A 21005-nucleotide genomic window follows, 5' to 3' on the forward strand; every position below is an offset into this window, starting at 1 on the left:
AAGGACAGAGAAATGCAAAAAGTGGCTCTCGTAACCGGCTCAGGCCAGGGGATTGGTAAAGCGATTGCGCTTCGCCTGGTGAAAGATGGCTTTGCCGTCGCCATCGCGGATTACAACGAGGAGACGGCGAAAGCGGTCGCCGATGAAATCACCCGCAACGGCGGCAAGGCCGTCGCCGTGAAGGTGGACGTATCCAACCGTGACCAGGTGTTCGCGGCGGTGGAGAAAGCCCGCACCGCGCTGGGCGGCTTCAACGTGATCGTTAACAACGCCGGGGTTGCGCCGTCTACCCCTATCGAATCCATCACGCCGGAGATTGTCGACAAGGTCTACAACATCAACGTGAAAGGGGTCATCTGGGGGATCCAGGCCGCGATTGACGCCTTCCGCAAAGAGGGACACGGCGGCAAGATCATCAACGCCTGCTCTCAGGCGGGCCACACCGGCAACCCGGAGCTGGCGGTCTACAGTTCCAGCAAGTTCGCAGTGCGCGGCTTAACCCAGACCGCCGCGCGGGATCTCGCGCCGCTGGGGATCACCGTTAACGCCTACTGCCCGGGCATCGTCAAAACGCCGATGTGGGCGGAGATCGACCGTCAGGTCTCCGAGGCGGCGGGTAAACCGCTCGGCTACGGAACTGAAACCTTTGCCAAACGCATTACGCTTGGCCGTTTGTCCGAGCCGGAAGATGTTGCCGCCTGCGTTTCATATCTTGCCGGTCCAGACTCTGACTATATGACCGGCCAGTCTCTGCTCATCGATGGTGGGATGGTGTTCAACTAAATTCTAATAAGCTCTGACATGAGTTTTCCCCTGCCCCCGTGCAGGGGCTTTTTTTGTCTCCTCCGTCATTGTGCATTACACTGCGCGCTGCAAAACTTTAGTCATTACGATCTGACAGGCGGTAACAGCGATGAACGGTACAATCACAACGTGGTTTAAAGATAAAGGCTTTGGATTTATCAAAGATGAAAACGGCGACAACCGCTATTTTCATGTGATTAAGGTCGCCAACCCCGATCTGATTAAGAAAGATGCCGCGGTGACCTTCGAGCCAACCACCAACAACAAAGGCCTTTCCGCCTACGCGGTGAAGGTCATCCCCGAAAGCAAACATCTCTATATCGCAGGCGAGCGCGTGAAGCTCACCTCGATCAAATCCTTCGTTGTGTTCAGCGAAGAAGAGCCCGCGGATACCAAAATCGACAAAGAAAATGCGGTGCTGTCGGTGGGGCTGCTGATGAACAGCATCAAGCCGAAATCTGATAAAAAGCCGGGCGAAATGCGCACGGTGAAGAAGCTGGCGATCACCACCTTCCAGAATACGACGCTGATCTTCACCGAAGATGAGATCGACATCGATGCCACGGTGAAGCTGCTGAAGTAATTGTTTGCCGGGTGGCGGCACGCCTTACCCGGCCTACGAAAAACCATCAACGCGGCACGAAACGTAGGCCCGGTAAGCGCAGCGCCACCGGGCACCGCCGCACACACTTAACCCATCCTGTGCTCGCCCCGTAACATCGCCTCACGGTTAAACAGCTTCTGGATCTTCCCGTGCGCCATCAATGCCGCCCGGTCGGACATATGGGCAATCACGTCCGCGTCGTGGCTCACCAGCAGATAGGTCATCTCATGCTCGGCCTTCAGGCGATTAAGCAGGTTCAGGATTTCCGCCTGCACCGACATATCCAGCGCCGAGGTCGGCTCGTCCAGCAGCAGTAGCTGCGGGCGCAGCAGCAGCGCGCGGGCAATCGCAACGCGCTGACGCTGGCCGCCGGAAAGCTGGTGCGGGTAGCGCCTGCCCGCGTCGGCGGAAAGCCCCACCTCGTGCAGCGCATTGGCCACCTTTTCCGCGATCTGCGTCTCGCCGTGGATGCTTAACGGCTCCGACAGCGTGCGAGAAATCGTGTGGTTCGGGTGCAGCGACGCCCACGGATCCTGAAACACCATCTGCACGTTGCGGCGAAGCCCGCCTTCAAAACGTCGCCCTGGCGTTAACGTTTCTCCCAGCAGTGCAATACTGCCACGCCAGTCGCGCTGCAGCCCAGCCAGCACGCGAAGAAGGGTCGATTTGCCGCAGCCGGATTCACCAATCAGGCTGAACGTCTCGCCTCTCTCAATGCTAAAGCTGGCTGCAGAGACCGCCGTTTTTTCCCCGAAGGTGACCTGCACCTGGTTAACCTCAACGAGCGCCATCGTTGGCCTCCTTCCACGGCTGTGAACGATCGAGCGTCGGCAGCATCTGTCCATAAGTATGGGCGTCTGGACGACAGGTCCACAGGGTTCGCGTGTACGGATGCGTCGCCTGCGGGAGCTGGTTCGCCGCCATCTCATCGACCTTTTCACCCTGATACATCACCAGCACGCGGTCGCAGTGCTCCGCCACCAGCGGCAGATCGTGGCTGATTAACAGCATCGCCATCTGGCGTTCTTCGCACTGCTGCACCAGCAGCTCGAGGATCTGGTTGCGCAGGCGGGCGTCCAGCGCGGAGGTCGGTTCGTCGGCAATCAGCACCTGCGGGTTGTTGATCAGCGCCATCGCAATCATCACCCGCTGGCCCATGCCCCCGGAAAGTTCGCCGGGGTAGCGTGACAGCACGTTCTCGCCCAGCCCGACGGCGCGGAGGATGTCGTGAATGCGCGCCGCACGCTCCGGGCGCGGCAGGCGCTGATGCAGCGTGAGCGCCTCATCAAGCTGAGCGGCGACGTTTTTCGCCGGATTCAGCGCGTAGCGCGGGTCCTGCAGGACCATCGCAATCCCGTTGCCGCGCAGCGCCTGCCAGCGGCGGGTGCTCAGGGTCAGCAGGTCGTTGCCGAGCACGTTCAGCCGGTTCGCGCTCACGATGCCGGGCTTACGCACCAGCCCCATCAGGGCGCGGGCGGACATCGACTTGCCCGAGCCGGATTCCCCCACCAGCGCCAGCCGCTCGTTGCCAAGCGTAAAGCTCAGGTTGTTGACCACGCGTGCGGCGGGATAGTCGATATTCAGCGCATCGACGATGACGCGGTGTTCAGTCATGCTGTGGCTCCAGTACGTCGCGCAGGCCATCGCCTAACAGGTTAAACGCCAGGCTGGCAAACAGGATGGCTCCGCCCGGAATGGCGGCAATCCACCACTGGTCGAAAATGACCTGCATGCCGTCCGCAATCATCGCGCCCCATTCGGCCATGGGCGGACGCGCGCCAAGGCCGAGGAAGCCGAGACCGGCTGCGGCCAGAATAATCCCCGCCAGATCCAGCGCCAGCCGCACAATCGCGGAGGGCAGGCACAGGGGAAGAATATGGCCGACCAGCAGGCGCAGGCCGCGGATCCCCATCATCTCGGCGGCGGCCAGATAATCGCTGTGGCGCAGACGCTGGATCTCGCTCCGCGCCTGCCGCGCGTAGGCAGGCCAGGTGGTTAAGGCCAGCGCCAGCGCGCCGTTTACCAGCCCCGGGCCGAGCATCGCCACAAACGCGAAGGCGAGGATCAGGCGCGGCATCGACATCACCACGTCGGTAAAGCGCATCAGGACTCGCTCCAGCCAGCCGCCGTAGTAGCCGGACAAAATCCCCACCAGCAGCCCGGCGGGCAGGGTGATAACGGTGACTAACGCCACCAGCCCGAGCGCCGGACGGGTGCCGTAAATCAGGCGCGAGAGCAGATCGCGCCCGTAGCTGTCGGTGCCCAGCCAGTGCTGGCCGTTCGGTGCCTGCAGGCGCGCGACGGCGTCCTGCCAGTTCGGATCAACCGGTGCTAGCCAGGGCGCGAACAGGGCAATAAACACCAGCAGCGCCAGGGCAATCAGCCCGCAAACGGCGGCAGGGGAGCGGCGCAGGCGGCGTAAGAAGAGATAAAACGGCATCAGCGCATCCTGGGATCGGTCGCCCGCACAAGCAGGTCGGTAAGGTTATTGATCAGGACAAAGCAGACGCCAATCAGCAGCGTGCCGCCCATGACCGCCGTCGTGTCTCCGGCGAACAGGGCGGTGGTGAGATAGCGTCCGATGCCCGGCCACGAGAACACGGTCTCTGTTAATACCGCACCTTCCAGCATGCTGGTATAGGCCAGGGCGATCACCGTCAGCAGGGTGCTGCGAATGTTCGGCAGCACGTGGCGCAGCAGAATGGCCATCTCCCCGGCACCCTTGGCGCGGGCAAGCAGGATGTACTCCTTGTTCATTTCGCTGAGGCAGGCGGAGCGGGTCAGGCGGGTTATGCTCGCCAGCGAGTAATAGGCCAGCAGCACCACCGGCAGCACCAGGTGGCTGATGGCGTTGCGGAATGCCTCGCGATCGCCGGAAAGCCAGGTATCTATCAGCGCAAAGCCGGTGCGCGGCTCGACGGTGAACTGCCAGATGTCATCCAGCCTGCCGGGGCCCGCGCTCCACTGCAGCTTCGCGTAGAACAGGGCCAGCATCAGCAGGCCAAGCCAGAAAATCGGCACCGAGTTGCCGAGTAGGGTAAGCGTTCTGATCGCTAAATCGAGCGGCGAACCGGCGTAGCGGGCGCACAGCACCCCGGCCGTCATGCCGAGCACGGACCCGATGATTAACGCCAGGGTCGCCAGCTCCAGCGTGGCGGGGAAGGCGTGCAGCAGATCCTGCAGCACCGGCTGTCCCGTGGCGCTGGCGGTGCCTAAATCACCGTGGGCGAGGCTCAGCAGATAGTGCCAGAACTGCACGGGCAGCGGTCGATCCAGCCCGAGCTGGTGGCGAACCTGATCGTAGGTGGACTGGCTGGCGTGATCGCCGACGATCTGCAGCACGCGATCGACCGGTGAAAACGCCGAGAGCGCAAACGTGACGAGCAGTAGCCCGAAGAGCGTGAGCAGCAGGGTCAGCAGGCCCTGAAGCACGCGGGTGGAAAGATGTGGCATGGGAAATCTCTTCACGCCGGGTGGCGGCTTCGCCTTACCCGGCCTACAAAAACCGAGAACACAGGCCGGGTAAGCGCAGCGCCACCCGGCAACAAGGGCTACTTCGTGACGCGATCGTACCAGACCATATCCGCGTTCAGCCCCTGCTGATACCCCTTCACGTTATCGCGCACCACGATCTGGGTTTTGCCCTGATCGACGAACACGTACGGCGAGCTCTGCTGCAGCTGTTCCTGCATCTTCTTGTACAGATCCAGACGTTTCGCCGCATCCGGTTCGGCAACCGCCGCCAGCGTGGCCTTGTTCAGCTCCGGGATTTTCCAGCCGTTCAGACCGGCTACGGTGCTGGACTTCCCGTCGTTCCACGCGAAGGCGCTGGCGTTGGAGTGCGCGTCGAAGTAGTCCGGGATCCACAGACGAATCGCCGCCTGATGCTGCTTCGCGCGCACGCGGGCATAGACCTGGCTCCCGGCGGCAGGCAGCAGATCCACCTTCACGCCACCCTGCGCAAAGCTCGCCTGCATCGACTGGGCGATGGTGATAAACGGCGGCTTGTTCTCCACGTCCAGCGTGAAGTGCGCGTCCTTAATGCCCGCTTTGGCGAGAATGGCTTTCGCTTTTGCTGGGTCAAATTTAAACGGATTATCTTCCAGCGCGCCCGGCAGGCCGACCGGCAGGAAGCTCTGGTGAACAAAATACTGGCCTTTCAGCAGGTTCTTCGTGATGCCGTCATAGTCGACCAGCCAGCGCGACGCTTCCCAGAACGCCGGGTTATTCAGCAGCGGATTGGCGCTGTTGCCGGTGTTAAACACCAGGTAATTCTGCTCGGCGGACGGAATGCTCAGCACCTTCACGCCCGGCTTGCCGTCCAGGGCGCTAATCTGGTCTGCGCCCAGATCGCGCGCCACGTCCGCATCCCCCTGCTGGATCAGCAGGCGGCGTGAAGCGGGGTCGGGAACGTTTTTAATGATGATGCTTTTGAGCTTCGGCGCGCCGCCGGGCGCGGCGTCGTTAGCTTCCAGCACGATGGCCTGATGCGGCTGGTAGACGCGCATTTTGAACGCGCCGCTGCCCGCCGAGTGCATTTTCAGCCAGGCGTTACCGAAGTCATTATCCTTGACGTTCGCGGCGACCTCTTTTTCATCGACGATAGAGGCAATCGGCGTGGAGAGAATATTCAACGCCACCGACGGGCTGACGTCCGCCGTCCAGTGAAGCTGGAGGGTATGATCGTCCACCTTTTTCAGCTGGCTGGCGATGTTGCTCGCGTCCCAGCCCAGCACGTTGAGGATAAAGGCCGGGGATTTGTTCAGCGTCACGGCGCGGGTATAAGAGAAGATCACGTCTTCCGGGCGCAGCGGGTTGCCGGAGGCGAATTTCGCATCGGGTTTAAGCTCGATGGTCAGGGTTTTTGCTGCCGCGTCCGCGTCCCAGCTTTCTGCCAGAACCGGCGTGATTTTTTCCGGGTTATCGCGGTCCGGCTGCACCAGACGCTGGTACAGGCTCGGCACGGTCTGGATGCTGGAGAGCTCGTTGGCTTCGGCCGGGTCGAGGCTCACGATGTCATCAAGCCCCTGGGCCACCACCAGCGTGTTGGGCGGCGTAGCGGCGTGGGCGGCACCTGAGAGCGCAGCCAACACCAGTAACGGCAACAGTTTTTTCGTCATAGCGATCCCTGAGAAGAATATATTGTGATTGTTTTATGCTCCGCTACGTTAGGGCGACTGTGCCATTCCACAAAGTCGAAATTCAGCTTTAGTTATGCCTTCCGGGAATATCGCATGCGCTCGGGCTATTAAAACACGCGGCTTTTCGCCTGCTTTTTAACCTGCTATAACAAATGCCTTACCTTTCAGGGAATCACCGCCGTGCCCGAAATCAATCAACATGGTCAAACCGTTAACGATATCGTTCCCGACTGGAAAGGCGCGCGCGCGTTAACCCGCACGCCGCTGTTCGGCCAGTATTGTCGCCTGGAGCCGCTGGACGCCGATCGCCACGCGGCCGATCTCTTTGAGGCCTACGCGCTGGGTGACGACAGCGACTGGACGTGGCTTGCCAGCACGCAGCCCACGAGCGTGGAAGCCACCGCGCACTGGATCATGGCGAAGGTCATGGACGATGAGCTGGTGCCGTTTGCCGTCATTGACTTACGCAACGAACGGGCGGTGGGGCTGGTGAGCTATATGGCTAACGAGCGGCTGTTGGGCTCGGTGGAAATTGGTCACGTCACCTGGTCGCGCAAAATGAAAGGTTCCCGCATCGGCACCGAAACGGTGTGGCTGCTGCTGAAAAATGCGTTTAAGCACGGCTATCGGCGCCTCGAGTGGAAGTGCGATTCCATGAACGTGGCGTCGCGCAGGGCGGCGGAGCGGCTGGGGTTTGTCTGGGAAGGACGCCTGCGCCAGAAGCTGGTGCGCAAAGGGCGCAACCGCGACAGCGATATGCTTTCAATTATTGACGGCGAATGGCCGCAAAGAGACGCGGAGCTGCGCGCCTGGCTGGCGGCAGAGAATTTTGACGAGGAAGGGCGGCAGATAAAGCGGCTTGAGGCGTTTCGGTTATAAGTTTTTTATGTAGGGTACAGCGTAAACGCGCGGTTAATCCGCGGAAATCGCGATTTCAATCAGGTTGGTTTTTCCTGACTGCAGGCCGCGCCTTACCGCTTCGGCGATATCCGCAGCCTCGGTCACCCGGCAGCAGTGGACGCCCATGGCGGTGGCCAGCGACTGAAAATCGATATGCGGGTTCACCAGGTCCATCCCGATAAAACGCCCCAGCCGCGTTGAGCTGTAGTCAGCCTGGCTCTTCATAAAATTTTTCAGGATGTTGTACTCCCTGTTATTCATGACGATAAAGGTGACCGGCAGATTTTCGTGTGCCGCCGTCCAGAGCGCCTGCGGCGAGTAGAGGGAGGCTCCGTCTCCAACTAAACACACTACCGGCTCGCGGCCCAGCCCCAGCGAGTGACCTACTGCTGCGGGCATCCCCCAGCCCAGTCCGCCGCCGCGCATAAAGTAGTAGCGCTGGTGCTGCTGGTCAGAGATGAACCGGCGGACATGCCTGGCGGTCGCTATCGCCTCATCAACGATGGTGGTACCCGCCGGAATGGATCGGATGACTTCCCAGGCTGCGACCATCGGCGAAAGGGCCGGGCGTAGCCGCTCGGCGGCGAGACGTTCTTCCAGCTGCTGCCACTCCTTCTCTCGTTCGTCGCGGGCCGTAACCAGCAGCCGCTTGTGGACCAGCCTGCTGGCGATCAGGCGCTGATCAAGCTTCGGCAACAGTTCGTGCAGGGAGAGCTTGATATCCCCCATCACCGAAAGGCGAGTGGCATAGGTGCGGCCAAGCTCGTGCATATCCGCCGAGAGCTGATACACCGCGCAGGTCGCCGGAATAGCCTCCCCCTCGCTGTACAAAATGGTGATCAGGCTTCTGCCGCCGATGATAAATACGGCATCGTAGGCATTGATGACGCTGGCGATTTCGCTGGCGGTGGTGGGCATATTGCCCCGCCAGAGCGCGTGCTGAGTGGGAAAAGGCAAATTCAGCGGCCAGGAGGAGCCGTAGACGTGGGCGCTGAGCGCTTCCGCCAGCTCGACAATCTCCTGCGTCGAGCCGCTGGAGTGCACCTCATCGCCCGCCACAATCATGATCCTGCCCGGCGCGATCTCGCTGAGCGCCTCCGCCAGCTCGTCCAGCGAGCCCGCCACGGTGTGGTAGTTCACTCTCGACGCCGTCTGTATCCCGGCATCGCTCAGCTCTTCCATCACGTTCATCGGCAGGGAGAGCAGCACCGGACCGGCCGGAGGATAGCTGGCAGCGTGAAACGCGCGGCGCACCAGCACCGGGAGCTGGTCGGCGCTGGTAACCTCCTGCGCCCACTTCATGACCGGAGAGCCGATGGACACAATATCGTCATACAGCAGCGGGTCGCGGACGTAGTGTCGCGTATCCTGCTGTCCAACGGTGACCACCAGCGGGGTTTTCATGATCCGCGAATTAATCAGATTCCCCATGCCGTGCCCCAGGCCGCTCGCGGTATGCAAATTGATAAAGCCCGTTTTGCCGGAGGCTTTCGCGTAGCCGTCGGCAATCGCCACCACGGTGCTCTCCTGAAGCGCCAGAATATAGTGAATATTTTCATGGCGAAGCAGGGCATCAATCAGAGGAAGCTCGGTGGTGCCGGGGTTGCCAAAAATATATTCCACGCCTTCACTCTCCAGCACTTCAAGGAGAATATCGGCACCCGTTCGCATATTGAGATCTGATAAGGACGTTAATGATTTAATCATACTGACACCTCATTCAGTATTATTTAACCCAGGCTAAAATTCTTCCTGCGTTGGACGAACAACAATTTCATTAATATCAACGTCGCCAGGCTGTTCAATAGCAAATAAAACCGCGCGGGCAATTGCGTCAGCCGGAATAGCCTGCTTATAAAACTCATGGAGAAATTTTTTGCTCTCTTCGTCAGAGCTACCGAATTGCAGCTCGCTCTCGACGGCGCCGGGCGAAATAAGCGTCGTGCGGAGGGTTTTACCCGCCTCCTGACGTAAGCCTTCACTCAGCGCGCGGACGGCGAATTTCGTGGCGCTGTACACCACGCCGCCAGGCGCCAGCACCTTGATTCCCGCGACGGAGGCAACGTTAATAAAATGCCCGCTGCCCTGACGCTGGAACACCGGGAAAGCGGCAGCGATGCCGTACAGTACCCCTTTCAGATTGGTATCAATCATCTTGTCCCATTCGTCGGTTTTTAGCTCGCTGAGAGGGGCGATAGCCATAAAGCCCGCGTTATTGATCAGCACATCCACGCGCTGGTATGCGGCAACGGCAGCGTCAATCGCACGCTGGACCTCCTCCTGACGGGTCACATCGGCCTTCACGGCAATCGCCTTGCCGCCTTGCTGAATAATCTGATCCACCAGGGCATTAATTCTGTCCAGACGGCGCGCCACCAGCACAAGAGAAAACGCGTTATTCGCTAAATGAAGGGCTATGGCCTGACCAATACCGCTGCTGGCACCGGTAATGACAACAACCTTGTTTGCACTATTATTCATGATCTTATCTCGCTATTGAGTGATGCAAAAAATAAAAGGCAGAGAAGCGTTAATGAATAATGACAAATTCATTAACGCGGTTTTGGATATATTGTGTATCGGGAATAAAATGATGTTCGTTTAAAACTTAATGGAGTACGGAAGAGTCTGTCAATGTCGTTTTTTAATAATAAAATTAATTGCAGACCTAATATTTAATTCTTATAGGTAACCGAGAATAGTATATAAATGAAATGGGGTCACGATAGCGGCCCTGCGAACAGGGCCTGAGGATTACAATTTGCCACTGTAAAGCACCGGGCCTGTGGGGAGTCCAGTGGGCGATCCGCCCTCTGGTTCAAGGCTTATGGCTATCGTGGCGTCAGGAGGGAGCGTTGTGTTCCTGAGGGTGACGCGTGTCGGTATGTCGTTATGCAGCAGCCCCATGGAGACTGGCGCCTGCCCGCCAGGGATCAGCCAAAGCTGGAGGCTGTGTTGCGCCGCGACGGCCGTCGGCCGAAGAGGGGCAATGCTCAGGTGCTGGCGGCTGGCATCCGCGCTGACGACCCATTCCCCGTGCTGTTGGGCATCGTTGAGGACCATCAGCGGAACGAGTTCCGGTGTACGGGTGGCATACCAGGCAACGACCGACAGGGCGGCGAGGGAGGCCGCAACCATCCAGCCGACATAAGGCCGACTTTTGCGTAAAGGCTTTTTGGGCGGCAGGTCGAGGGCGATTCTTTTCCACACCGTCTCGGGTGGAGGGACGGGCACAAGATGACTATCCAGCGTGCTGAACATGTCCTGCCAGTACGCCACGCGGGCGGCCAGAGCCGGTTCACGGAGGACCCTTTTCTGGAACTGAAGCCGTGCTCCTCCCCGCAGCGTGCCGAGGGCATACTCTGCTGCCAGCATGTCGTCGCGTTTTTCTGCGTCATTCATAGCCCCACGCACTCCCGAAGATGATCCATTGCCCGACGTATCCAGCTTTTCACCGAGCCTACAGGCTGCTGGAGCCAGTCGGCAATGTCGCTGTGAGACATTCCCTGATAGTAGGCGAGCGTAATGCTCTGGCGCTGTTCGCTGCTCAAATGTTCGAGACACTGCCTGAGCCGTTCTGCCTGCACATCGTCGTGCCAGTTATTCTGCTCATCGTTCTCGCAAGGCAGAATCGCGTCGTTATACGCCGTCTCGCGGTCGGCAGCGCGGGTTTGCCCGCTGCGCAGCCAGTCAATACAGCGGTTGCGCACAATGTGCGTAAGCCAGGTCATCGGGGAGCTCAGTGTAGCGTTGTAGGTTTCGGCTTTACTCCAGACGGTGATAAAACAGTCGTGAAGGATCTCTTCTGCCCACGCGCGGTCACGCAGCATGCGCAGCGCGACGGCAAACAGGTGTGGCGACGTGAGTCGATAAAGTTGTTCAAATGCACGGCGATCGCCGTTTGCGACCGCCTGCATTAATTTCATTTGCTGTTCAGCCAGCGCGTTATCCATGTTTTTCCCGGAAGGCAACGTCACACTTCCGAAGTATAGACAACTACTTAGGCATCAGGACGGTATCAATCACATCGATCACACCGTTTTTTTGATGAACATCATAGGTGCTAATGTTCGCCACATTGCCTTTACCGTCCTTAAGCTGAATATTGTGCGGGCCGTTGCTCATGATCCACAGCGGCTGACCGTTAACGGTCTTCAGCTCCGCGTGGCCGCCGCCCTGTTTAATTTTCTGCTCCAGCGCTTTCATATCGTAATTACCGGCGACCACGTGATAGGTCAGGATGCTGGTGAGCGTGGCTTTGTTTTCGGGTTTGACCAGGTTCTCGACCGTGCCGGCAGGCAATTTCGCAAACGCTGCATTGGTCGGCGCAAACACGGTGAACGGCCCTTTGCTCTGAAGCGTGTCCACCAGTCCTGCCGCTTTGACGGCGGCTACCAGCGTGGTGTGATCTTTCGAGTTTATGGCGTTTTCAACAATATTTTTGCTCGGGAACATTTCCGCTCCGCCCACCATCACGGAGCCTGACGTCATGGCGGCTGATGCGCCTGCACAGAAGAGTAAAGCGCTGGTTACGAATGCAACACGGGTTAGCTTTTTCATCATCTTTCCTCGGATTGGGGAGCAAAGGGGTTGCTCTCAGACTGATATACGAGGGGCGGGTGGAAACTGGATGCAGGAGGATGAAAATATTTTTGGAAGGGGGGGAAGTGAATTTGAAAGTTGATTTTGGTTAAGTTCTGTTCGCGGGTTTTATGCGCTAATGCCCTTCTGGATCTCCAATATCAGGAACTTAAACTCATGGATGACTCTGAAAATCGTGCTTATCATCGGCCCATCTGGGACGACAATGGACGGTTTCATTATGAATTGATCTCCCAGCCAAAAGAAAATAATTACGTGGCGGTTTGCCTTATGCCGCCGCATAAAATCATTCCGGTTATTTTTATTCCTGGAGTCATGGGGTCAAATTTAAAAAATAAAGACAACAAAGTCTGGCAGTTCAGCGTCGAATCGCTTAAAAAATGGCCGTTAGCAGGCCCGGAGAAAAGAAAACAGCTTCTGGACCCAAAAACCACATCCGTTGATGACAGCGGGAATATCTTCAATGAAGGGGCAGATGGCAAAAAATTCCCGTCCCGCCGTGCACGGGGGTGGGGAAGTGCGTTTTATATGAGCTACGGCGAGGCGCTTGACCGGTTGCAGTACCTACTCAGTGACGACGATATCCTGTTAGATAATTATTTCCGTGAAGCGCAATTACAAACGGCGCGGCAGCGTTTTACCGGTGTAAGGATCGGTGACGAACCTGCAGAGCAAGTGCTGACGGAAGAAGAAACTGCGCACGGCCACCACTTTTTATACCCGCTTCACGTTTTTGGCTATAACTGGCTACAGTCGAATGCTGATTCGGCGGCGTTGCTTGGCCAATATATCAGCAAGATTCTGGGGTTATATCGCGGTCGTCTCGCGGTGGATAAAGTCATTCTGGTTACCCATTCGATGGGAGGCCTGGTTGCCCGGCATTATTCAGAAAACATGAACGGTCAGGGCAATATTCTGGGGATTGTCCACGGGGTGATGCCGGACCTTGGCTCGCCAGCGGCTTATCGACGTATGAAAACCGGCGAACGGGGAATTACCGGGATAATTATCGGGGACAGTGCCGAGAAGCTGATGCCTGTTCTGGCCCAGTCTCCCGGTCCGTTACAGTTGCTGCCGGGCAAGGCTTACGGTCCTGGCTGGCTGAAAATCGAGAGCGGTGGTACGCAACAGTCTCTACCAAAAAGCGATCCATACACGGAAATATACCTGAACAAAAAGGACTGGTGGCGGCTGTGTGAGAAGGATTTGCTGCTGGATGATAATGCGGTTGAATGGGACAAATATGAGAAGAGGATAAATGATCAAGTCCAAATTTTTATTGAGGAGTTAAATGGCAAATATCACCCACATACTTGGCTGTTTTATGGGGCGAGTGCAGACAATAAGTCTGATGCGTTCCTGACGTGGAAAGAGCGTGCCCCCCTGAGCATGCGGGAGGCCCAAAGAGTTCGAAGTCACGCTGGCGATTTTCTTGAGCTGTCGCCATTGAGAACCCACGAACTGATTTCTTCCGGCAGTCCCGGTGATGGCACCGTGCCGGTCAAATCCGTCCGTACTTCGTCCCCCCATATCCATGCCGTGCTGGCGACTGATGTTGCCCATGAAGGGGCCTACGCCGTAAATCCCGTGGACAGCTCCCGTTCGGTTTACTGCGACCTGTCCGATGCCCTGATGTTCACGGTCCGCTCGGTGGTAAAAATCACGCAACAGGTGCCAGCTCCATGAAAGAAGACAAGTCTCCTGTAATTGTCACGATAACGCTTCTGCTGTTAGCGGCAGGATTCTATATTCATAACTACGTGACGTTTGTGCACACACCACCAGCATTAACCGATAAGGAAATCCGTATGGTTGACAACCTGTTTGCCTCCACCAAAACTCAGTGCGTGGGACGCTATGTGTTTGAGGTTCCGGCCTCTTTTGAAAACACCCGGACTGAAGATGCCAAAATCAATGAGATCAGCATCAGCAGCAAGCGGATTTACCTTCCGGCTTTTGCACAGCGTATCCGGCTGCGAGAGCTGGAGTTGCTGAACGGGCATACAGTGAGGAAAGTGGATCAGCCTTTTTTAAAGCAGGTGCACCGGATAAATGACAACGCGGTGATATTTGACCGTAATCAAAATGAGAGTGTGGCGGGTTCTAGTCGCATTCTGGAAGGGCATCTGTATGTTGATGGGGTGGCGTTTGTCCTCACTCAGGAGATTACCGATTACTCTGATCCGCGCTTTGCCAAAGAGCGTGCATTCTGGCTACGGAAAGAGGTGGGAAGACCAGAGTGGATGGCCAATAACAAACCTCAGAAACTAGCAGAGCTACAGGACTTAATGTCCCGTCTGAGCGGGCGAAAAGATGATGAAATCCCGACACACCCGGGCACCTGTATTTCAGAAGGGTTTATCCGTGACGGGAACGGAAAACCAAAGGAAGACATCACTTTTATTTATCCGCACAGTTCGGCATTTTCTTTTATCGTCTGGAGCAATAATGCTCTGAAAGAAAGCACCACCATGCTGGAGCGAACCGGGGAAATTCAGTCTTATATCAACAGCATTAATGGACGCACATTACGTAAGGGTGAAACGCAGATTGCCGGTTTCGCGGCCAGTGAATGGCTGATTAAGGCCCCACCAAAAAGTTCATCCGATAATTCCTCAGCGCAGCTCATGTTTACCGCCGTAGCGAATGAGACAAATGCAGACTTCATGCATCCCAGTCTTGATCTGACGTTAAGCAACGAAATCCCACCCGAAGGCAGCGACACTGCTCCCCCATCAGCCTATAGCGACGCTGAGCTTGTGGCGATTTGGGATCGCATTACCCGTTCTTTTCGTCTCAGGGACAATGCGTTCTGACTGGTACAAATCCCCGGTGGCGACGTCCGGGGAATTTAATCTATGAAACTGAGTTCCTAACCATTGTTGAAACGTAGTCAGGCAACTCAGCGCCTGACCGGTGCCCCGTTCGCCACATAATACGCGGCCGTGCTCTTCGCCAGCGGCTCGCGTCCACGAATGGCGTCGGCAATCTTCTCGCCGATCATAATGGTGGTGGCGTTCAGGTTGCCGGTGATGATCCGCGGCATAATCGACGCATCCACCACGCGCAGCCCTTCCAGCCCGTGAACGCGGCCTTCGCCGTCGACCACCGCCATCTCGTCGTAACCCATCTTGCAGGTGCCGCACGGGTGGAACGCCGTTTCCGCGTGGTTGCGCACGAACTCGTCCAGCTGTTCGTCGGTCTGGCATTCGACGCCCGGGCTGATTTCACGACCGCGGTATTTGTCCAGCGCCGGCTGGTGCATGATCTCGCGGGTGATGCGGATCGCGTCGCGAAACTCCTGCCAGTCCTGCTCGTGGGACATATAGTTGAACAGGATCGCCGGATGCTGGTGCGGATCGCGCGACTGAATGCGCACGTGTCCACGGCTCGGGGAGCGCATGGAGCCGACGTGGCACTGGAAGCCGTGTTCCTTCACCGCGTTTGAGCCGTTGTAGTTAATCGCTACCGGCAGGAAGTGGTACTGAATGTTCGGCCATTCGAACTCCTCGCGGCTGCGGATAAATCCGCCTGCTTCGAAGTGGTTGCTCGCACCCACGCCGGTGCCGCCAAACAGCCACTCCGCGCCAATCTTCGGCTGGTTCCACCACTGCAGGGCGGGGTAGAGGGAAACCGGCTCCTTACATTCATACTGGAGGTACATCTCCAGATGATCCTGCAAGTTTTCCCCCACGCCGGGTAAATCATGCACCAGCGGGATATCGAACTGCTTCAGCAGCTCAGCGTTGCCTACGCCGGAACGCTGGAGGATCTGCGGTGACGCAATGGCGCCTGCGCACAGGAGGACTTCTTTATTCGCCGTCGCTTTTGACGGAATAGTGCTTTCGCCCTCCAGCCACTCGACGCCCACCGCGCGCTTGCCCTCAAAGAGGATGCGATCGGTCATGGCGTGGGTGCGGATGGTCAGGTTCGGACGCGGTTTTGCCTGGTCCAGATAGCCGCGCGCGGTGCTGGCGCGTCGGCCCTGCGGCGTAACCGTGCGGTCCATCGGGCCGAAGCCTTCCTGCTGGTAGCCGTTGAGATCGTCGGTGCGCGGATAGCCCGCCTGCACGCCTGCTTCCACCATTGCTTCAAACAGCGGGTTTACGCCCGGCTTAGAGGTGGTGACGCTCACCGGACCGTCGCCGCCGTGGTAGTCGTTCGGCCCCACGTCGCGGGTCTCTGCCTTGCGGTAGTAGGGCAGGCAGTTGAGGTAGCTCCAGTGCTCCAGGCCAGGCTCTTTCGCCCAGTGGTCGAGGTCCATCGCGTTACCGCGGATGTAGCACATGCCGTTGATCAATGACGAGCCGCCCAGCCCTTTGCCGCGTCCGCACTCCATGCGGCGGTTGTTCATGAAGGGTTCTGGCTCGGTTTCGTACGCCCAGTTGTAGCGCTTGCCCTGCAGCGGGAAGGCCAGCGCGGCAGGCATCTGGGTGCGGAAATCAAAACGGTAGTCCGGCCCGCCCGCCTCAAGCAGCAGGACGGTGGTGTTCGGATCTTCAGTCAGTCGTGTAGCCAGTACGTTGCCGGCAGAGCCGGCCCCGATAATGATGTAGTCAAATTGCAAATAAACCTCCCGGTTAAAATATGGACTGGAATTTACCCATCTCAACCTGGATGGACTTCACCTGGGTGTAGCTCTGCAGCGTCATCACGCCGTTCTCGCGGCCAATGCCTGAGTGCTTGTAGCCGCCAACCGGCATCTCCGCAGCGGATTCACCCCAGGTGTTGATCCAGCAGATGCCCGCTTCGAGCTGATGAATAGCGCCGTGGGCGCGGTTCAGATCGGCGGTGACGATGCCCGCCGCCAGGCCGTAGTCGGTATCATTGGCGCGGCGAATAGCTTCCTCGTCGGTGTTATAGGTGAGAATGGACATCACCGGGCCGAAGATCTCCTCGCGCACGATGGTCATCTCGTCGGTGCAGTCGGTGAACACGGTCGGAGCCACCCACGCGCCGTTATCAAACCCGTCGCCCTTCAGCACGTCGCCGCCGCACAGGACGCGCGCGCCTTCCTCTTTGCCTTTGGCGATGTAGCGCACCACGCTGTCGCGGTGCGGGAAGCTGACCATCGGGCCAAAGTTGGTGCGTTCATCGAACAGATCGCCCGCGCGGATGCGGCCCACGCGCTCAACGATTTTCTGCTCAAATGCGGCTTTAAATTTCGCGGGTACGAACACGCGGGTGCCGTTGGTGCACACCTGGCCGGAGCTGAAGAAGTTCGCCATCATCGCGATGTCCGCCGCGAGATCGAGATCCGCATCGTCGAAAATAATTAGCGGAGATTTGCCGCCCAGCTCCATCGTCACCTCTTTCAGGGACGAGGCCGCCGAGTTGGCCATCACTTTTTTGCCGCTGGCGACGCCGCCGGTAAAGGAGACTTTCGCGATGCCCGGGTGCTCGGTCAGGTACTGGCCGGTCTCCGCGCCTACGCCCGGCAGGACGTTAAACACGCCGTCCGGAACGCCCGCTTCGGTGTAGATCTCCGCAAGCTTCAGGGCGGTAAGCGGCGTGACTTCGCTCGGCTTGAAGATCATCGCGTTGCCCGCCGCCAGCGCCGGGGCCGATTTCCACAGGGCTATCTGGATCGGGTAGTTCCACGCGCCGATACCCGCCACAACCCCCAGCGGCTCGCGGCGGGTGTAGACGAACGAGGTATCGCGCAGCGGGATCTGGCTGCCTTCCAGCGCCGGGATCAGCCCCGCGTAGTACTCCAGCACGTCCGCGCCGGTGACGATGTCGACGGTTGAGGTTTCGGAATACGCTTTACCGGTGTCGAGGGTTTCAAGCTTCGCGAGCTCGTCGTTGCGCTCGCGCAGGATGTCGACGGCACGACGCAGGATGCGCGAGCGCTCCATGGCGGTCATCGCCGCCCAGATTTTTTGCCCGCGCGTTGCGCTTTCCACGGCGCGATTGACGTCTTCGCGCCCGGCGGCCTGCACGCTCGCCAGGACTTCACCGTTGGCCGGGTTGATGGTCTCGAAGGTGCGACCGCTGGTGGCCGATGTATAACCACCATTGATATAAAGCTGCTGTTCTGCCATTCGGGACATAAATTCTCCTCGGTTAGTCGGTCGGTAAATGCTGGCTGATAAAGTGGCTGGTGAGCGACTGGGCCAGGGTTTTATGCAGCGGTTTGCCGCTCAGCGCAGCGCGTAGCCACAGCCCGTCAATCAGCGCGGCGAGCCCGTAGCCCGCCTCCTGCGCCTGTTCGCGCGGCAACACACGGCGGAACTCGTACACCAGGTTCGACAGCAGGCGGCGGCTGCTCACCTGCTGTAAACGGTAGAGCATCGGCTGGTGCATACTGCTCGCCCAGAAGGCCAGCCAGGCCTTCATCGCCGCGCTGCTGATTTGCGTTTCATCAAAGTTGCCGCCGACAATCGCCTGCAAACGCTGCTCTGCGCTGCCGTCCGGCAGGGCGTGCAGGCGGCTTAATACCGCATCGCGCAGCTGGCCGGTGATGTCGCGCATGGTCGCTTCCAGCAGACCGTTTTTGTCTTTGAAATAGTGGCTGATGATCCCCGTGGACACACCCGCCCGACGGGCGATCTGCGCGATGGTCGCGTCATGCATTCCCACTTCATTTATTGCTTCCAGCGTGGCGTCGATTAGCTGCCTGCGCCGGATCGGCTGCATCCCCACTTTGGGCATTGTTGCCACTCCATTCATCAGCGTTGGTTATACATTAAAGCGGTTTTTGATTGGACGTTCAATATAAAATGTGTCTTAATTGTTGCGGATTTGGATTTTAATAGTTACAAAAACAGTGGGGATACTGGATGACAGACCTTTCACAGGACAGAGAAAAAGACAAAATCAACCCGGTCGTTTTTTATACGTCCGCCGGGCTGATTTTGTTGTTTTCCCTGACGACCATCTTCTTTCGTGATTTTTCTGCCGAGTGGATTGGCCGCACCCTGAACTGGGTATCGAAGACCTTCGGCTGGTACTACCTGCTGGCGGCGACGCTCTATATCGTCTTCGTCGTCTGCATTGCCTGCTCGCGCTTCGGCTCCGTGAAGCTCGGGCCCGAGCAGTCGAAGCCCGAGTTCAGCCTGCTGAGCTGGGCCGCGATGTTGTTTGCCGCGGGCATCGGCATCGACCTGATGTTCTTCTCCGTGGCGGAACCGGTCACGCAGTATATGCAGCCGCCGGAAGGGACAGGGCAGACGATGGAGGCCGCGCGCCAGGCGATGGTCTGGACGCTGTTCCACTACGGGCTGACGGGCTGGTCAATGTACGCCCTGATGGGCATGGCGCTCGGATACTTTAGCTATCGTTATAATTTGCCCCTCACCATTCGCTCCGCGCTGTATCCGATTTTCGGTAAAAAAATTAACGGACCGATTGGCCACAGCGTCGACATTGCGGCGGTAATCGGCACCATCTTTGGTATCGCGACAACGCTCGGGATTGGCGTGGTGCAGCTCAACTACGGGCTGAGCGTGCTGTTTGATATTCCGGATTCAATGGCGGCGAAAGCGGCGCTGATTGCGCTCTCCGTCATTATCGCCACCATTTCGGTGACGTCGGGCGTCGATAAAGGCATCCGCGTGCTCTCCGAGCTTAACGTCGCGCTGGCGCTGGGGCTGATCCTGTTCGTGCTGTTTATGGGCGACACCTCGTTCCTGCTCAATGCCTTAGTGCTGAACGTGGGTGATTACGTGAATCGCTTTATGGGCATGACGCTGAACAGCTTCGCCTTTGACCGTCCGACAGAGTGGATGAACAACTGGACGCTGTTCTTCTGGGCGTGGTGGGTGGCGTGGTCGCCGTTTGTCGGCCTGTTCCTGGCGCGTATTTCACGTGGCCGCACCATTCGTCAGTTTGTGATGGGCACCCTGATCATCCCGTTCACCTTTACCCTGCTGTGGCTGTCGATTTTCGGCAACAGCGCGCTGCATGAGATCATCCACGGCAATGCGACCTTCGCGCAGGAAGCGATGGCGCATCCGGAGCGCGGCTTCTACAGCCTGCTGGCGCAGTACCCGGCGTTTACCTTTAGCGCCTCGGTAGCGACCATTACCGGCCTGCTGTTCTACGTCACCTCGGCGGATTCCGGCGCGCTGGTGCTGGGGAACTTCACCTCGAAGCTGAAAGACATCAACAGCGACGCGCCGAACTGGCTGCGCATCTTCTGGTCCGTCGCCATCGGCCTGCTGACGCTCGGCATGCTGATGACCAACGGCATTTCGGCGCTGCAGAACACCACGGTGATCATGGGCCTGCCGTTCAGCTTTGTGATCTTCTTCGTGATGGCCGGGCTGTATAAATCGCTCAAAGTGGAAGACTACCGCCGCGTCAGCGCCAGCCGCGACACCGCGCCGCGGCCAATGGGCGCTCAGGACAGGCTGAGCTGGAAGAAACGCCTGTCGCGCCTGATGAACTACCCGGGCACGCGCTACACTAAACAGATGATGGAGACGATCTGCTACCCGGCGATGGAAGAGGTGGCGCAGGAGCTGAGGCTGCGCGGCGCCTACGTGGAGCTGAAAAACCTGCCGCCGGAAGAGGGCGAAAATCTGGGACATCTGGATCTGCTGGTGCACATGGGCGACGAGCAGAACTTTGTCTATCAGATCTGGCCGCAGCAGTATTCGGTGCCCGGGTTCACCTACCGGGCGCGCAGCGGGAAGTCGACCTACTACCGGCTGGAGACCTTCCTGCTGGAAGGCAGCCAGGGAAATGATTTGATGGACTATAGCAAGGAGCAGGTGATCACGGACATTCTGGACCAGTATGAACGGCACCTGAACTTTATCCATCTGCACAGGGAAGCACCGGGGAATAGCGTGATGTTCCCGGATGTCTAATTGATGGCAAACCCCTGTCGTTAACAATCCAGCCATCTTTCTTGCCGGGTGGCGCTGCGCTTACCCGGCCTACAAAACTGCCTTACCGTAGGCCTGATAAGCGAAGCGCCATCAGGCACGCCCTTCATTGACACAACT

At 58.3% G+C, this 21005-nt stretch carries 19 protein-coding genes; 6 read left to right on the forward strand and 13 right to left on the reverse strand.

Going from position 1 to position 21005, the window contains the following annotated elements; translation table 11 throughout:
- Positions 1 to 12 precede the first annotated feature (12 nt).
- Both AC2FAJ_RS08070 and AC2FAJ_RS08075 read left to right on the forward strand, forming a co-directional pair.
- Complete coding sequence (locus tag AC2FAJ_RS08070) at positions 13 to 783, forward strand: (S)-acetoin forming diacetyl reductase (RefSeq protein ID WP_319880867.1); 771 nt, start codon at positions 13 to 15, stop codon at positions 781 to 783.
- 130 nt (positions 784 to 913) lie between these two features.
- Entirely contained in the window at positions 914 to 1387 is a 474-nt protein-coding gene (locus AC2FAJ_RS08075) for a cold-shock protein (RefSeq protein ID WP_252008911.1), read from the forward strand.
- Between the two features lie 107 nt (positions 1388 to 1494).
- Here AC2FAJ_RS08075 and AC2FAJ_RS08080 read toward each other — a convergent pair whose 3' ends face one another.
- The 5 genes from AC2FAJ_RS08080 to AC2FAJ_RS08100 all read right to left on the reverse strand — a co-directional run bounded on the left by AC2FAJ_RS08080 (position 1495) and on the right by AC2FAJ_RS08100 (position 6528).
- Positions 1495 to 2199, reverse strand: a complete 705-nt coding sequence (locus AC2FAJ_RS08080; RefSeq protein WP_485454006.1) for an ABC transporter ATP-binding protein — start codon at positions 2197 to 2199, stop codon at positions 1495 to 1497.
- Complete coding sequence (locus AC2FAJ_RS08085; protein ID WP_485454007.1) at positions 2186 to 3022, reverse strand: ABC transporter ATP-binding protein; 837 nt, start codon at positions 3020 to 3022, stop codon at positions 2186 to 2188. The genes AC2FAJ_RS08080 and AC2FAJ_RS08085 overlap by 14 nt, the downstream gene beginning before the upstream one ends.
- A complete protein-coding gene (locus AC2FAJ_RS08090; protein WP_248113247.1) occupies positions 3015 to 3848 on the reverse strand; it encodes an ABC transporter permease in 834 nt (277 codons plus the stop codon). The genes AC2FAJ_RS08085 and AC2FAJ_RS08090 overlap by 8 nt, the downstream gene beginning before the upstream one ends.
- Complete coding sequence (locus tag AC2FAJ_RS08095) at positions 3848 to 4861, reverse strand: ABC transporter permease (protein WP_232927357.1); 1014 nt, start codon at positions 4859 to 4861, stop codon at positions 3848 to 3850. The genes AC2FAJ_RS08090 and AC2FAJ_RS08095 overlap by 1 nt, the downstream gene beginning before the upstream one ends.
- 98 nt (positions 4862 to 4959) lie before the next feature.
- Complete coding sequence (locus AC2FAJ_RS08100; RefSeq protein WP_485454008.1) at positions 4960 to 6528, reverse strand: ABC transporter substrate-binding protein; 1569 nt, start codon at positions 6526 to 6528, stop codon at positions 4960 to 4962.
- Positions 6529 to 6729: 201 nt separating this feature from the next.
- Between AC2FAJ_RS08100 and AC2FAJ_RS08105 the strand changes: the two genes are divergently transcribed.
- A complete protein-coding gene (locus AC2FAJ_RS08105; protein ID WP_045631515.1) occupies positions 6730 to 7428 on the forward strand; it encodes a GNAT family N-acetyltransferase in 699 nt (232 codons plus the stop codon).
- Between the two features lie 33 nt (positions 7429 to 7461).
- On the opposite strand, the gene AC2FAJ_RS08110 is transcribed toward AC2FAJ_RS08105, so the two are convergent.
- From AC2FAJ_RS08110 to AC2FAJ_RS08130, 5 genes are all read right to left on the reverse strand, one after another.
- The gene (locus AC2FAJ_RS08110) at positions 7462 to 9156 is read right to left on the reverse strand and encodes a thiamine pyrophosphate-binding protein (RefSeq protein ID WP_485454009.1); all 1695 of its coding nucleotides are present in this window, start codon (positions 9154 to 9156) and stop codon (positions 7462 to 7464) included.
- 33 nt (positions 9157 to 9189) lie between these two features.
- Positions 9190 to 9930: an SDR family oxidoreductase gene (locus AC2FAJ_RS08115; RefSeq protein ID WP_024906963.1), complete on the reverse strand. Its 741-nt coding sequence runs from the start codon at positions 9928 to 9930 to the stop codon at positions 9190 to 9192.
- A gap of 273 nt (positions 9931 to 10203) precedes the next feature.
- Positions 10204 to 10851: an anti-sigma factor gene (locus AC2FAJ_RS08120; protein ID WP_041910972.1), complete on the reverse strand. Its 648-nt coding sequence runs from the start codon at positions 10849 to 10851 to the stop codon at positions 10204 to 10206.
- Positions 10848 to 11402 (reverse strand): RNA polymerase sigma factor, encoded by a 555-nt coding sequence (locus AC2FAJ_RS08125; protein ID WP_047362697.1) that lies wholly within the window; start codon positions 11400 to 11402, stop codon positions 10848 to 10850. Before AC2FAJ_RS08125 ends, AC2FAJ_RS08120 begins: the two co-directional genes overlap by 4 nt.
- Before the next feature lie 43 nt (positions 11403 to 11445).
- Positions 11446 to 12009, reverse strand: coding sequence for a fasciclin domain-containing protein (locus tag AC2FAJ_RS08130; protein WP_024906966.1), 564 nt, complete (start codon positions 12007 to 12009; stop codon positions 11446 to 11448).
- A gap of 198 nt (positions 12010 to 12207) precedes the next feature.
- On the opposite strand from AC2FAJ_RS08130, the gene AC2FAJ_RS08135 reads away from it, so the two are divergent.
- A complete protein-coding gene (locus AC2FAJ_RS08135) occupies positions 12208 to 13737 on the forward strand; it encodes an esterase/lipase family protein (protein ID WP_485454010.1) in 1530 nt (509 codons plus the stop codon).
- Positions 13734 to 14867, forward strand: a complete 1134-nt coding sequence (locus AC2FAJ_RS08140) for a T6SS immunity protein Tli4 family protein (RefSeq protein WP_163333332.1) — start codon at positions 13734 to 13736, stop codon at positions 14865 to 14867. Before AC2FAJ_RS08135 ends, AC2FAJ_RS08140 begins: the two co-directional genes overlap by 4 nt.
- An 86-nt stretch (positions 14868 to 14953) precedes the next feature.
- On the opposite strand, the gene betA is transcribed toward AC2FAJ_RS08140, so the two are convergent.
- The 3 genes from betA to betI are packed head-to-tail and all read right to left on the reverse strand — an operon-like array spanning position 14954 to position 18705.
- Complete coding sequence (gene betA / locus AC2FAJ_RS08145) at positions 14954 to 16618, reverse strand: choline dehydrogenase (RefSeq protein WP_485454011.1); 1665 nt, start codon at positions 16616 to 16618, stop codon at positions 14954 to 14956.
- Positions 16619 to 16631: 13 nt separating this feature from the next.
- Positions 16632 to 18104 (reverse strand): betaine-aldehyde dehydrogenase, encoded by a 1473-nt coding sequence (gene betB, locus AC2FAJ_RS08150; RefSeq protein ID WP_485454012.1) that lies wholly within the window; start codon positions 18102 to 18104, stop codon positions 16632 to 16634.
- Between the two features lie 13 nt (positions 18105 to 18117).
- Entirely contained in the window at positions 18118 to 18705 is a 588-nt protein-coding gene (betI, locus tag AC2FAJ_RS08155) for a transcriptional regulator BetI (protein ID WP_485454112.1), read from the reverse strand.
- A gap of 128 nt (positions 18706 to 18833) precedes the next feature.
- Between betI and betT the strand changes: the two genes are divergently transcribed.
- The gene (gene betT, locus AC2FAJ_RS08160) at positions 18834 to 20867 is read left to right on the forward strand and encodes a choline BCCT transporter BetT (protein WP_041910965.1); all 2034 of its coding nucleotides are present in this window, start codon (positions 18834 to 18836) and stop codon (positions 20865 to 20867) included.
- Positions 20868 to 21005: the final 138 nt, after the last annotated feature.

Source organism: Enterobacter cloacae complex sp. 385G4 (assembly GCF_057320665.1).